The following is a 14,230-nucleotide window of genomic DNA, read 5'->3' as shown; positions in this document are numbered from 1 at the left end:
CATTAACCAACAAAGCTCGACTTTATTTCACTGTATACGCTTTCGTAAAGCAATAGTTAGCTGATATTCTACCACACTATGAGCAAAACACACTTGACTGAACAGAAGTTTTCCGACTTCGCGCTGCACCCGCAGGTAATCAAAGCTCTTGAAAATAAAGGGTTTTATAACTGTACGCCCATCCAGGCACTCGCACTACCTCTCGCCCTTGATGGCCGGGACGTCGCGGGTCAGGCGCAAACCGGAACTGGCAAGACGCTGGCATTTCTGGCGTCTACTTTCCACTATCTCTTGTCGCATCCTGCTTCAGCAGAGTGTCAAACCAACCAGCCACGCGCGCTGATCATGGCCCCCACTCGCGAGTTGGCCGTGCAAATCCACGCGGATGCACAGGCGCTGGCAGAATCGACAGGCTTGAAACTGGGTCTGGCTTACGGCGGAGACGGTTACGATAAGCAGCTTAAAGTGCTGGAGCAGGGTGTTGATATCCTGATCGGTACCACTGGCCGCTTGATCGACTACGCCAAGCAGAATCACATTAACCTTGGCGCCATTCAGGTTGTGGTGCTGGATGAAGCCGACAGAATGTACGATCTGGGCTTTATCAAAGATATTCGCTGGCTGTTCCGCCACATGCCGCCGGTAATGCAGCGCCTGAACATGCTGTTCTCCGCCACGCTGTCATACCGTGTGCGTGAGTTGGCGTTTGAACAGATGAACAACGCCGAGTACGTTGAAGTAGAGCCGGAGCAGAAAACCGGGCACCGCATCAAGGAAGAGCTGTTCTATCCGTCAAACGAAGAGAAGATGCGCCTGCTGCAAACCTTGCTGGAAGAAGAGTGGCCGGACCGCTGCATCATCTTCGCTAACACTAAGCACCGCTGCGAAGACATCTGGGGCCATCTGGCTGCGGACGGCCATCGCGTTGGTCTGCTGACTGGTGACGTAGCGCAGAAAAAACGCCTGCGCATTCTGGATGACTTCACGCAGGGCAATCTGGATATTCTGGTCGCCACCGATGTTGCGGCGCGCGGTCTTCATATTCCGTCTGTCACTCACGTATTCAACTATGACTTGCCGGACGATTGCGAAGACTATGTGCACCGCATCGGCCGTACCGGACGTGCCGGTGCCAGCGGATTCTCCATCAGCCTAGCCTGTGAAGAGTATGCGCTGAACCTGCCTGCCATTGAGCAATATACGGGCCATTCAATCCCAGTAAGCAAGTACGATAGTGATGCGCTGATGACCAATCTGCCCGCGCCGAAGCGCTTGCCCCGCACGCGCACCAGCAGTGGCCCGCCACGTCGTAGCGGCGCACCGCGCGGCAACCGTAAAAGACCGAGTTAAGCATCCATGCTAAATGCTTCCTCGCTGTATGCTGCGATCGATCTGGGCTCGAACAGCTTCCATATGCTGGTGGTGCGAGAGAGCGCTGGCAGCATTCAAACGCTAGCGCGCATTAAACGTAAAGTGCGTTTGGCTGCGGGACTGGATCGTGATAACAGCTTGTCACAGGAAGCCATGCAGCGCGGCTGGCAGTGTTTACGCCTGTTTTCCGAGCGCTTGCAGGATATCCCTCAGACGCAAACCCGCGTTGTTGCGACGGCGACCCTGCGGCTTGCCACCAATGCCGATGAATTTCTGGCGCAGGCGCAGCAGATCCTGGGTTTGCCGATTCAAGTCATCAGCGGTGAAGAGGAAGCGCGCCTGATTTATCAGGGCGTGGCCCACACCACCGGCGGTCCGGAACAACGTCTGGTGGTGGATATCGGCGGTGGCAGTACCGAACTGGCGACCGGAACCGCCGCACAGGCCACACAGTTACTCAGTTTGCCCATGGGATGTGTGACCTGGCTGGAGCGTTATTTCAGCGATCGCACCCTGACAGCGGAAAATTTTTCCCGTGCTGAACAGGCTGCTGGCGACATGATACGCCCCGTTGCCGCCCAACTGCGTGCGCGGGGCTGGCAAGTGTGCGTGGGCGCATCCGGCACCGTACAAGCGTTGCAAGAGATTATGGTCGCCGCGGGCATGGACGAGCACATCACGCTCGACAAGCTGTGCGCCCTGAAAGAGCATGCCATCGCGTGCCATAAGCTGGAAGAACTGGAAATTGACGGCCTGACGTTAGAGCGGGCGCTGGTGTTCCCCAGCGGATTGTCCATTCTGTTGGCGATTTTCCAGGAACTTGGCATTCAGAGTATGACATTGGCCGGTGGCGCGCTGCGCGAAGGCTTGGTATACGGGATGCTGCACCTGCCCGTGGAGCAGGATATTCGCCAGCGCACGCTGCTCAATCTGCAACGCCGCTACCTGTTAGACGGTGAACAGGGCCAGCGCGTCAGCACATTAGCCGACAATTTTCTGCACCAACTGGCGCAGGATTGGCCGTTGGATCACCGATGTCGCGAGTTGCTGCACAGCGCCGGCTTTCTGCATGAAATCGGTCTGGCCATTGATTTTCGCAATGCTCCGCAACACGCCGCCTATCTCATACGCAACAGCGATCTTCCCGGTTTCACACCGGCACAGAAAAAACTGCTGGCTATTCTGGTGTTAAATCAGAGTGGTGCGCTCGATCTTCAGTCATTAAATCAGCAAAACGCCGTACCCGTACTGCCTGCGCAGCGCTTATGCCGTTTGTTGCGACTGGCGATTATTTTCGCCAGCCGTCGCCGTGATGACACCTTGCCTGACAGCATCTTGCGGGCGGACGGCGATACCCTGCACATCCAGCTACCTGCTGGCTGGCTTGCCGCCCATCCCCTGTGCGCAGAAGCGCTGGAACAGGAAAGCCGTTGGCAGGGCTATGCCCACTGGCCATTGGTGATTGAGGAAGCCACGCCGTAATAGCGGTATTACTCCTTATCGCGCGCCTGCGCCAGCTGCGCGCGCAGATTCGCCAGATGGCTTTGCCCCTTTTGCATCCGCTCTTGCGCGCTGACCACTTTGCGCGCTGTTTCCCATTGCAGATCGTCCTGCGGCAGTTCCAGCAAGAAACGGCTGGGTTCTGGCCGCACCAGTTCGCCGTACTGGCGACGCTCTTTGCACAGGGTAAAAACCAGTTCACGTTGCGCCCGTGTGATACCGACATACGCCAGGCGACGCTCTTCATCAACATTATCTTCGTCAATACTGCTCTGGTGCGGCAGTAGTCCCTCCTCCATCCCCACCAGATACACCATAGGTATAGCCAAACGACTTAAAAATGATTACAGCCAATGCCCTGATATGTGGCAAAAAATACAGCTAATTGTTATCAAAATAATGTCGCTTGGCTATATCTACACATCATAAAGGGTTAAAAACCACCATAGCGAAGTGGGCAAGTTCTTCCGGGGTATAGTCTGCTAATAACGTCAAGGTATTTAGCAGGATGGATAGTCCGGCAAGCAGCGCTGGGGCGCTTTCTTTACGCCCTCGTTTTTGTTGTCGTCCGGATAATCGGCAAATTAACTGACGGGCTGCCGCATTGTCGTCTCCTTCAGCGCGTTGCAGCCGCCATACCAGCACACATGCCATGCTAGCTATCAATAACCTGCGTAGCAGGGCACCAGCACTGCGCTCAAGCCATTTTTCTACATCATGACCGGCACCTTTCAGCAGCTTAAAAAAGGATTCAATACCCCAGCGCCAGTAATACCAGCGAGCGACTTCCGCGCTGGTGAGCTCGTTGCTAACGTTTGTGAGCAGCGTCCAGCGTCCGATAAATTTACCGTGAGTATCGGTAAGGCGAACCACAACTAATCTGAGTGTCAGAGCTACGCCTGGCTGAACTTTCACTCGCCGTCCGGTGTTCTTGTCTTTCCGCTTCGCTTTTGCTGTTCGCGTTATGATCACGGATGTTTCCCCGATCTCCATATTGGCTTTTTTCCCTTTCCAGCCAACCTGTCCGTTTGCGATAAATGGCAGATCTTCTGCAATTTCACCAATTTTACGGGTGTCACCGCCCCACTCGGCCCGATGCCCTTCCTTTCCCCGGATAAGCCAACATATTCCCTGGGAGCTTAATGTGCGCATATGCCCGATAGAGTCACCTTCACGGTCAATGAGATGAACTAACAACTTCTTCCCGGTATCAAGAGACTCAACGCGGGCGATATCAGCCGTCAAAGCATCCATATGAGTCAGACTCTCAGACAAGCCCTCGCTTAGCGTTGAACGACAACCCGCCCTATCGGTTAGAGTTTGAGACAGGGGCGCTATAGCCAAGCGACATTATTTTGATAACAATTAGCCGTATTTTTTTGCCACATATCAGGGCATTGGCTGTAATCATTTTTAAGTCGGTTGGCTATGTTGGTAAACCATTTGCAGCATCAAGCAGTAGGCTGGTTTGTAGTTCATAACCGACGTCGCCACCATGTGTCATTTTCAAACGTTCTTCTTTCCCATTGTGGGTACGAAACTGTAAATGAGACCAGTCGTGAACGACGGGAGCGTATGGATGCGGGCTAAGTGCAACCTGCCGGAGAGCCAGAGAAATAATCGGTTCATTGAGCTGACTGAAGCTAATACGTTCATTATTAAAAAAACGCCAAACGGCCTGAGTAGTGGCGAATGTTGTTTTCTGCGCGCAGGCAAGGTCTTTAACGGCTGACGCCAATGGTGCTGCGGGAGTCATGTGTTGCTTAACCAGACGCTGATAACGCCGGTTAAGGCGGGCATCAATCCCGCCGATGGATAAGTTGAGATCATGCAGCAACGTAATAGCAGATATTGCAAAAGATGTGTAGATACCTATGCCAGATACACATAGGGAAATTCCAACCCTTTTGAGGCGTGCAGGGTCATCAGCTGCACCTGATCCACCTCTTCTTCGCTTTCGCCGCGCTCCATCATATCGCGCAGGGTGAACCTCGTTACCACCTGTGTCAGCGTCATCGGTTCATCGAGCTCCGAGCCTGCCAGCATTTCCGTCATCCAGCTAAACAGCTGATTGACGTTTTTCATTCGCATTTCCGCCGCTTTCGGGCTGGTTGAGGTTTCATACAGCCAGCTTTCATAATCCAGCCCGTGGATGAGGTCGCGCACCGCCGCCACCGGTTCTCGCTCAGCCTGCTGGGCAATTTCCCGCATCCAGTGGGTAAAACGTTGCAGTGAGGACAACCCACGGCCAGACAGGTGTGCTTCCAGCCCTAAATCAAAACTGGCGGTAAACAGGCTTTTGTTGCGCACATTGGCCCACTCACCCAGTTTCTGTAGCGTCGCGGGGCCGATTTCTCGCTTAGGAGTGTTGACGATGCGCAGAAAGGCGCTGTCGTCATCCGCGTTGGTCAAAACGCGCAGATAGGCCAACAGATCTTTGATTTCCGGACGAGAAAAGAAGGAGGTACCGCCAGAGATGCGATAGGGAATGCGGTTTTGCATCAGCATCTTTTCGAACAGTCGCGACTGATGGTTGCCACGATAGAGGATGGCATAGTCACTGTACTGCGTCTTGTTGATAAAGTGATGGGCAATCAGTTCGCCCACCACCCGTCCCGCCTCGTGGTCTTCGTTGTTGGCGGTGATCACCTTCAGTTCACTGCCGTAGCCCAATTCCGAAAAGAGTTTTTTTTCAAATACGTGTGGGTTATTGGCGATCAGGATATTGGCCGCTTTGAGAATACGGCCCGAAGAACGGTAATTTTGCTCCAGCTTGATCACTTCAAGCTGAGGGAAATCCTGTGAAAGCAGTACCAGGTTTTGCGGACGGGCACCGCGCCAAGAGTAGATGGATTGGTCGTCATCGCCGACCACGGTAAAGCGTGCACGTGCACCAACCAGCAGTTTGATCAGCTCATACTGGCTGGTGTTGGTGTCCTGATACTCATCCACCAGCAGGTAGCGCAAGCGGTTTTGCCAGCGCTCACGCACCGCTTCATTGCGCTTGAACAGCAGCGTTGGCAACAGGATCAGATCGTCAAAATCCACTACATTACAGGCGCGCAAATGGTCGTGATACAGACCATAACAGTGCGCAAACAGCTTATCACGCTCCGACTGTGCCGATGCCGCCACCTGCGTCGGGTCCATCAGATCGTTTTTCCAGTTGGAAATGGTGGAGGTCAACTGCTGTAGCTGGGTTTTATCCCCTTCCAACCAGGTTTCCGTCAGTTCATTGAGCAGTGCGACCTGATCCTGATCGTCAAACAGCGAGAAGTTTGCCTTCATGCCCAACGCGGCATATTCCCGTTTAATGACCTCCAACCCCAGGGTGTGAAAGGTGGCGATCAGCAACCCACGCGTCTCCTTGCGCCCTAAGGTCTGCGCCACGCGCGCTTTCATTTCACGCGCAGCCTTGTTGCTAAAGGTCACCGCGGCGATATGACGCGCCTGATAGCCGCACTGACGGATCAGATGAGCAATCTTGTTGGTGATAACGCGCGTTTTGCCTGATCCCGCGCCAGCCAGCACCAGACAAGGGCCGGTGACAAATTCGACAGCATGTTGTTGACTGGGATTCAGGCGCATGACGTTCAACTCGTAATAAAAACGGAAGCCGATTGTAGCAGAAAGCCACGCAGATCTTGAGGGCCGGATTCGCCTTTACCGATCCACATCAGGCCTGCATCGTGCTACATTGCCAGCCATCGGCGTCGGCGTGAGGCCTGTTCAATTCACGCTTCTTAATCACATGAAAGGTATTCCCATGGCGAAAACGGCATCTGCACTGCATATTCTGGTCGATACAGAACAACAGGCGAATGATCTACTGGACCAATTGGCGCAAGGGGCAGACTTTCAGCAGTTAGCTAAAAAGCATTCTACCTGCCCGTCCAAACGGGATGGGGGCAATCTGGGTGAGTTCCGTCAGGGCGATATGGTGCCCGCTTTTGACAAGGCGGTATTTTCCTGCGAGTTGCTGAAACCCTTTGGACCGGTAAAAACCCAGTTCGGCTATCACATCATCAAGGTGCTGTACCGCAACTAAGCGTTCTGGCAACCGGCGTGCTGTTGCGCCGCGCAGTGTGCGCGGCGCGTACGGAGTGATTACTCCGTCATCATCAGCAGGCTGGTATTTCCCCCCGCTGCCGCCGTATTCACGCTGAGCACACGTTCATGCCATAACCGCTCCAGTGGGATCGTGTCACTGCCGGGTTCACAGCAGAGCAGAGGAATAATCGCCCCCGTCCATTGCGTAATCTGCTGATTAACCTCACGCAACATGTCGCTCTCGCCGTGACAGATAACCGCGCCAATATGTCCACTTTCCTGTTGCCATTCCGGCGTAAAACGGATGCGGCGCTGCACTTCCAGCGGCAAGCTGCCGGAAAGTTCACGTAACGCTGCACTGTCAGGCCATAATGCGTTACTGCCCACGGCCAGCAGCGCCGCCAGCTGGCGCAGCATATCGTCACTTTCCTGCGCCAGGCACAACACGTTATCGCGCGGTGTCAGCATATAGGTATTGCGTTCGCCAGTGGGTCCCGGCAGCGGGCGTATCACACCGCTGACAGCGCCCCAGGCACGGTAGCTCTTCGCCGCCTCGAACACCGCCAGCCGTCCCTGTTGTTGCGCCCAGTCAACCAGTAGCGCAAACCCAGCGCGTTCCGGCGTCGTCGCCAATGTGGCATTGATGCCCAATGCGTTGCTCGCTGTGCTGGGTTGGCCAAGCGGTGTTCTCTGCAAGCGTGGCAAATAGAGCGGCCCGCCCGCTTTCGGCCCTGAACCAGACAACCCTTCGCCTCCGAATGGCTGAACGCCGACCACAGCCCCCACCATATTGCGATTGACGTATTGGTTACCCACATGCGCCCGCTGCGTGATACGCGAAATGGTTTCATCAATCCGTGAATGGACGCCCAACGTGAGCCCATACCCCAAGGCGTTGATCTCCTCAATCAACGTATCCAGCCCCTCGCGCGCATAGCGCACCACGTGCAGCACCGGACCAAAGATCTCTTGTTGCAAGCTGGCTACCTGGTCCAGTTCAATCAGCGTCGGCAAGACAAAGGTGCCCTGTCGCCATGAGGCCCGGCACACCTGTGCGCCGAAAGCCGCCTGAAACACCGAATGCCCTTCCGCTTGCATCAGGTGAATATGCTGCTCGATCCGTTCGCGGGCTTCATCGTCGATCACCGGGCCGCAGTCCGTTGCCAAACTGTCGGGATTGCCCACGCGGAACTGCGCCATGGCGCCACGCAGCATGTTCAGTGTCGCTTCTGCAATGTCCTCCTGAAGACAGAGCAGACGCAGTGCTGAACAACGCTGCCCTGCGCTGTCAAAGGCGGAGGCAATGACATCGCTGACCACCTGCTCCGTCAGCGCGGACGAATCGACAATCATGGCATTCATCCCACCGGTTTCAGCGATCAGCACCGCAGGTTGCCCATGCGCATCCAACCGTTCTGCCAACGTGCGCTGCAAGCTCTTGGCAACCGCGGTCGATCCGGTAAACAGCACGCCATTGACGCGCGCATCGCGCACCAGCGCCGCACCGACGCGTTCCCCAGCGCCGGGCAGCAGCTGCAACACATCAGGCGCAATGCCAGCCTGATGCAGCAGTTGCACCGCCAACGCGGCAACCAGTGGTGTTTGCTCCGCCGGTTTTGCCAGTACCGCATTCCCCGCAGCCAGTGCGGCAGCAATCTGCCCAGTAAAAATGGCCAACGGGAAGTTCCACGGACTGATGCAAACTACCACACCCAGCGGGCAAACTTGTTCCGATGACACCGCCGCAGACTGCTGTGCATAATAGCGCAAGAAGTCCACCGCTTCGCGTATTTCAGCAATGGCATTTGGCACGGTTTTCCCCGCCTCGCGCACCAATAACCCGATGAACTGCGGATACGCGGCTTCCAGCAAGCTGGCAGCGCGTTGCAGGCTGGCAACCCGCTGCGGGAGCGACACCGTCGAGAACCGCTCTGCTGCCTGCACCGCACAGCCCAACGCAATGCGCACATCCTCCTCGCTGGCATCACGCACATATCCCACTATATCGTGCTGTTGGGCAGGATTGATCACTGGCCGAGCCGCCAGCGGTGATGATGCATTGACCATAATCGGTGCCGCATGCCGTACCTGCACGGCATCAGCGCTTAAGGCCGCTGCGAGCATTTCCAGACGGCGCTCATCGGTCAGATCTACGCCTTGCGCATTGCAACGCTCTGCACCGTAGATCTGAGCAGGTAGAGGAATTCGCGGATGCCGGCAGCCGGGAGCCCCCTCTTTGTATACCAGCGCCTGCACTTCAGCTATCGGGCTGGCAATCAGCTGCTCCAGTGGGACCTCCGCATCCGCAATACGGTTAACAAACGAGGTGTTGGCACCATTTTCCAATAGACGCCGCACCAAATAGGCAAGCAGGGTTTCATGGGTGCCGACGGGGGCATAGATCCGACAGGGGCGCGCCAGCTTGCCCTGTTCTTCGGGACCGACGACCTGCGAATAAAGCGCCTCCCCCATACCATGCAGGCATTGAAATTCATATTGCCCAGGGTAATAACTGTCACCGGCCAGCGTATACACCGCGCTCAGGGTATGAGCATTGTGGGTAGCGAACTGCGGGTAAATGGCATCCGGTTCCGCCAGCAGCTGGCGAGCGCAGGCCAGATAGGCGACATCGGTATAGACTTTACGGGTATAGACGGGGTAGTCCTCCAGACCCTCTACTTGCGTGCGTTTGATTTCGCTGTCCCAATAGGCACCTTTCACCAATCGCACCATCAGGCGTCGCTGGGTACGCTGTGCCAGATCGATAAGGAAATCAATCACAAACGGGCAGCGTTTCTGGTAGGCCTGCACCACAAAACCGATCCCTTTCCATCCCTCCAACGCAGGCTCATGACACAACCGCTCCAACAGATCGAGGGAGATCTCTAGCCGTTCGGCTTCTTCCGCATCAATATTAATGCCGATATCGTACTGCATCGCCTGCAACGTCAACGCCAACAAACGGGGATAGAGCATCTCCATGACGCGATCGTACTGCGCACGACTATAACGAGGATGCAGCGCCGACAGCTTGATGGAGATACCCGGCCCTTCATACACCCCACGCCCCTGAGATGCCCTGCCAATCGCATGAATCGCCTGCTGATAAGCGTTGAGGTAAGCCTCCGCATCCTGCTCGGTGAGGGCCGCTTCGCCCAGCATGTCATAGGAATAGCGAAATCCCTGCTGTTCCAGATGTTCCGCGTTAGACAGCGCCTCATCGATGGTTTCGCCAGTAACAAACTGCTCCCCCATCAGGCGCATCACGCGATCCATCCCCAATCGAATGACCGGCTCGCCCACCTTGTTAATCAGCTGCTTCAGGGTGTGTGCCAGACGCGTTTCACTGTGCGTCGCAACCAGCTTCCCGGTCAGCAGTAGTCCCCAGGTTGCCGCATTGACGAACAGCGATTGCCCTTTCCCCAAATGGGAATGCCAGTCACCGCTGCTGATCTTGTCACGAATCAGCGCATTGCGCGTTGAGGCATCGGGAATGCGCAGCAACGCTTCTGCCAGGCACATCAAAGCAATCCCCTCTGACGATGACAGGGAAAAGGCCTGTAATAAACTTTGCACCCGTCCCGCTCGCCCATGGGTCTGCTGTTCACGCCGCAGCGTCTGCGCCAGTCGATAGGCCAGCGCCTGCACCGCCGGTGCCATTGATGCCATCGGTTCTACCCGCTCGAGCAGTAACGGCACCATTTCACCCTCGGAACGGCGGTACGCCGCCGTGATAGCATCACGCTGCGGTGAACGGGGTAGCAGCGTTTGCGTGAAAGCTAAAAACGGCTGATAGCTTCCTTCCTGACGAGATTTCGGCATAATCTCCGGCGCACGTTGAAATGTTTTACCTTGCTCTGGTGTGATGTCAGGAGCCTTACTATCGCGCTCGACGGCGTCGAGATAGCAAAAAATGGCGTGCTCAATCAACCAATGCGATGTGCGATCAAGGCGCTGCGCTGTACGTTCGATACGATTGCGGGTCGCATCGTCAAGCTTTACCGCTATAGTGGAGAATCCCATCGTTTCACTCCAGTGAAGCCAAGATAATCATCGATAGTGAGGGATCGGATAACGTTGATTTGTTGAAGGTATGCCTTCGAAGCTTGGCCGTCGTTATCGGATCATGCAACTTGGTTTTCGCGAGTTGCCATAAGATGCAATGCAGTTAACAAGTGTATAATATTGGCGTGACGAGGAAATATAACGAATCGTTAACGCTTTGCATTATAAGAAAAAACAGGCTGCACGAGGGATGCGCTATCGTGCAGACTGCGCTTTACCTGACGTCGTTCCCGTCAGGTTATACCAAATGATTTGCCTTTATGCCCTAGCATGATGGGTATAGACAGGGCGCTTTAACTTGGAGATTCTAATGACAATGAGTACACCCATGTTGGTGACCTTTCTGGTGTATATCTTCGGAATGGTCTTGATCGGCCTAGTCGCCTATCGCTCAACCACCACCCTTGGCGACTATATCTTGGGCGGACGACGGATGGGCAGCGTGGTCACAGCACTTTCCGCAGGGGCTTCTGACATGAGTGGCTGGCTGCTGATGGGGTTGCCGGGCGCGATATTTATCTCCGGCATTTCTGAAAGCTGGATTGCTATCGGGCTGACTATCGGTGCTTACCTTAACTGGCGCTGGGTTGCAGGCCGCCTGCGCGTTCACACCGAGGTGAACCACAACGCGTTGACCTTGCCAGACTATTTCACCCACCGTTTCGAAGACACCAGAAAAATCCTGAGAGTCATTGCGGCCTTGATTATTCTGGTGTTTTTTACCATTTTCTGCGCTTCTGGCATCGTTGCCGGTGCCCGCTTGTTCGAAAGCACCTTTGGCATGAGCTACGCCACCTCATTGTGGGCCGGTGCGGCCGCTAGCATCGCCTATACCTTTATCGGTGGTTATCTGGCGGTAAGTTGGACGGATACGATACAGGCCACGCTGATGATTTTCGCCCTGATCCTGACACCGGTGATGGTGATTCTGGCGCTGGATGGCATCGATACGTCTCTGTTGGTTATCGCAGCGAAAAACCCGGCTAATCTGGATATGTTCAGGGGATTGGATGTCGTCGCCATCATCTCTCTGATGGGCTGGGGTCTGGGCTATTTTGGACAGCCGCACATTCTGGCGCGCTTTATGGCAGCAGATTCTCACCACACCATTCGCAGCGCACGCCGCATCAGCATGACCTGGATGATCCTGTGTCTCGCGGGTGCAGTGAGCGTGGGCTTCTTCGGTATCGCCTACTTTAGCAATCATCCGGAACAAGCGGGCAACGTCACCAACAATGCCGAGCGGGTATTTATTGAGCTTTCCATGTTGCTGTTTAACCCGTGGATCGCCGGTGTGTTACTTTCCGCTATTCTGGCGGCGGTAATGAGCACCCTGAGCTGTCAGCTGCTAGTCTGTTCCAGCGCCATTACCGAAGACTTGTACCGCCCCTTCTTCCGTCCCGGCGCTACGCAGCGCGAGCTGGTCTGGGTCGGTCGCATTATGGTGTTACTGATTGCCATCATTTCAATCGTGTTGGCCGCCAACCCGGAAAACCGCGTATTGGGGCTGGTTAGCTACGCTTGGGCCGGTTTTGGTGCCGCGTTTGGCCCGGTGATCCTGATTTCCCTGCTGTGGCCGCGCATGACGCGTAACGGTGCGCTGGTCGGTATGCTGATCGGGGCTGCCACAGTGATTATCTGGAAACAGAATGCCTGGTTTAATCTGTATGAAATCATCCCCGGCTTTCTCTTTGCCAGCTTGGCGATCTTTATCGTTAGCTTGATGGATCGTGCGCCCTCCAAAGCCGTCACCGATCGCTTCCAAAAAGCAGAAGCCCAGTTCCAAAGCCGTTAAGGAACAATGTGTTTCACGCATAAAAAAGGCGCAACCACGGTTGCGCCTTTTTTCATTGCCGAAGTAATGCGTTTATTCTTAGCCTGCAACCGCAATACGTTTCATGTCTTTCATGTAGCCACGCAGTTTCTGACCCACTGCTTCGATCGGGTGGTTACGGATTGCGTCATTATATCTAAACGACTTAATTTTGATTACATTATTTAAATGAGCTATTCAATTGATTTTAGAGGTAAAGTGATATCTACACGGAAAGAAGCAGGGTTGAGTATCCGAGAAACAGCGAAGCAATTTCGGATTGGCCCTGCCTCTGTATCGTGTTGGATTAATCAAATAGCGTCAAAAGCATCGACCACACGTCAGCGAAAGAGCGATAAATCCGAGTTGATAAAAGATGTTGAACCATATCCAGATGCTTACCAAAAAGAACGTGCAGAGCGTTTTGGCGTTTGTCAGAAGGCCATTTGGCAAGCTCTTAAAAAGCTGGGATTGACCTATAAAAAAACGCTACGTCATCCGAAAGCCGACGAAAGCGCCCGGCAAGCATTTCAACAAAAAATACAACAGTATGAAAAAGAAGGCAAACCTATTGTTTTTATTGATGAAAGTGGTTTTCCACACGATACCCCACGGACTCACGGCTATTCCCCAAAAGGTCAACGGTGTTTTGGGCTGAAGAACGGGGAGCCAAGGGAAGAACAAATGTTATCGGCGCGTTATTAGGCACAACGCTGTTTACTATCGGATTATTTGATATCAATATTAACAGCGATGTTTTCTATTCCTGGGTCACACAAGTCCTTATCCCAGTACTCCCTAAAAACAGGATAATCGTGATGGACAATGCAACTTTTCACAAAAAACATAATATTCAACAAGTCATCATCGATGCAGGGTATATGGTAGAGTATTTGCCTACATATTCGCCAGATTTTAACCCCATTGAGCATAAATGGGCACAAGCAAAAAAAGAGAGAGTGGTTGCGATACAGAGATTTTGTTCTCAGTCCATATGGTGTAATCAAAATTAAGTCGCTTATCTATACCTGAAAGGCAAAAAAGTGGTGATCGTCGGTTGCGGCGCGCAAGGGCTGAACCAGGGTTTGAATATGCGTAATTCCGGGCTGGATATCGCCTATGCGCTGCGTGCAGAAGCTATCGCGGAAAAACGTGCGTCATGGCGTAAAGCGACTGAAAACGGTTTTAACGTCGGCACCTATGAAGCGCTGATCCCGCAGGCGGATCTTGTGGTGAACCTGACGCCAAGCAAGCAGCACTCCGCTGTGGTTCAGGCTGTTCAACCGCTGATGAAGCAGGGCGCATCTCTGGGTTACTCTCACGGCTTCAACATCGTTGAAGTGGGTGAGCAGATCCGTAAAGACATCACGGTGGTGATGGTGGCGCCGAAATGTCCGGGCACCGAAGTACGTGAAGAATATAGCCAAGCGA

At 54.3% G+C, this 14,230-nt stretch carries 9 protein-coding genes and 4 pseudogenes; 7 read left to right on the top strand and 6 right to left on the bottom strand.

Annotated features, from left to right (window positions below; translation table 11 throughout):
- The first annotated feature begins 78 nt into the window (after positions 1-78).
- On the top strand, positions 79-1,350 hold the full coding sequence (gene rhlB, locus ACD630_RS21340) for an ATP-dependent RNA helicase RhlB (protein ID WP_430360562.1): 1,272 nt from the start codon (positions 79-81) through the stop codon (positions 1,348-1,350).
- Positions 1,351-1,356: 6 nt separating this feature from the next.
- Positions 1,357-2,853, top strand: a complete 1,497-nt coding sequence (gppA, locus tag ACD630_RS21335) for a guanosine-5'-triphosphate,3'-diphosphate diphosphatase (protein WP_430360561.1) — start codon at positions 1,357-1,359, stop codon at positions 2,851-2,853.
- Positions 2,854-2,861: 8 nt separating this feature from the next.
- Here gppA and ACD630_RS21330 read toward each other — a convergent pair.
- The 4 genes and pseudogenes from ACD630_RS21330 to rep all read right to left on the bottom strand — a co-directional run.
- Positions 2,862-3,200: pseudogene (locus tag ACD630_RS21330) on the bottom strand (3'-5' exonuclease); the annotation flags it as partial.
- A 94-nt stretch (positions 3,201-3,294) separates the two neighbouring features.
- The gene (locus ACD630_RS21325; RefSeq protein WP_430360560.1) at positions 3,295-4,215 is read right to left on the bottom strand and encodes a transposase; all 921 of its coding nucleotides are present in this window, start codon (positions 4,213-4,215) and stop codon (positions 3,295-3,297) included.
- Between the two features lie 82 nt (positions 4,216-4,297).
- Positions 4,298-4,708, bottom strand: coding sequence for a hypothetical protein (locus ACD630_RS21320; protein ID WP_430360559.1), 411 nt, complete (start codon positions 4,706-4,708; stop codon positions 4,298-4,300).
- Positions 4,709-4,749: 41 nt separating this feature from the next.
- Positions 4,750-6,459: pseudogene (gene rep / locus ACD630_RS21315) on the bottom strand (DNA helicase Rep); the annotation flags it as partial.
- 178 nt (positions 6,460-6,637) lie between these two features.
- On the opposite strand from rep, the gene ppiC reads away from it, so the two are divergent.
- Entirely contained in the window at positions 6,638-6,919 is a 282-nt protein-coding gene (gene ppiC / locus ACD630_RS21310; protein ID WP_252320717.1) for a peptidylprolyl isomerase PpiC, read from the top strand.
- A 59-nt stretch (positions 6,920-6,978) separates the two neighbouring features.
- Here ppiC and putA read toward each other — a convergent pair whose 3' ends face one another.
- Positions 6,979-10,944, bottom strand: coding sequence for a trifunctional transcriptional regulator/proline dehydrogenase/L-glutamate gamma-semialdehyde dehydrogenase (gene putA / locus ACD630_RS21305; RefSeq protein WP_430360558.1), 3,966 nt, complete (start codon positions 10,942-10,944; stop codon positions 6,979-6,981).
- Positions 10,945-11,296: 352 nt separating this feature from the next.
- Between putA and putP the strand changes: the two genes are divergently transcribed.
- Complete coding sequence (putP, locus tag ACD630_RS21300; protein ID WP_430358989.1) at positions 11,297-12,781, top strand: sodium/proline symporter PutP; 1,485 nt, start codon at positions 11,297-11,299, stop codon at positions 12,779-12,781.
- Between the two features lie 78 nt (positions 12,782-12,859).
- On the opposite strand, the pseudogene ACD630_RS21295 reads toward putP, so the two are convergent.
- Positions 12,860-12,952 (bottom strand): annotated as a pseudogene (locus ACD630_RS21295) (hypothetical protein); the annotation flags it as partial.
- 36 nt (positions 12,953-12,988) lie between these two features.
- On the opposite strand from ACD630_RS21295, the gene ACD630_RS21290 reads away from it, so the two are divergent.
- From ACD630_RS21290 to ACD630_RS21280, 3 genes and pseudogenes are all read left to right on the top strand, one after another.
- Positions 12,989-13,504: an IS630 transposase-related protein gene (locus ACD630_RS21290; protein WP_430358988.1), complete on the top strand. Its 516-nt coding sequence runs from the start codon at positions 12,989-12,991 to the stop codon at positions 13,502-13,504.
- Positions 13,444-13,812 carry a transposase gene (locus ACD630_RS21285; protein WP_430360557.1) on the top strand — a complete coding sequence of 123 codons (369 nt, stop codon included), beginning with the start codon at positions 13,444-13,446 and terminating at the stop codon, positions 13,810-13,812. The genes ACD630_RS21290 and ACD630_RS21285 overlap by 61 nt, the downstream gene beginning before the upstream one ends.
- 12 nt (positions 13,813-13,824) lie before the next feature.
- Positions 13,825-14,226 (top strand): annotated as a pseudogene (locus ACD630_RS21280) (ketol-acid reductoisomerase); the annotation flags it as partial.
- Positions 14,227-14,230 lie beyond the last annotated feature (4 nt).

The sequence above is a fragment of the Symbiopectobacterium sp. RP genome, from assembly GCF_050472005.1.
Classification (GTDB): domain Bacteria; phylum Pseudomonadota; class Gammaproteobacteria; order Enterobacterales; family Enterobacteriaceae; genus Symbiopectobacterium.
The sequence above is the reverse complement of the archived record's forward strand: the minus strand, read 5'-3'. Positions and strand labels throughout refer to the sequence as shown.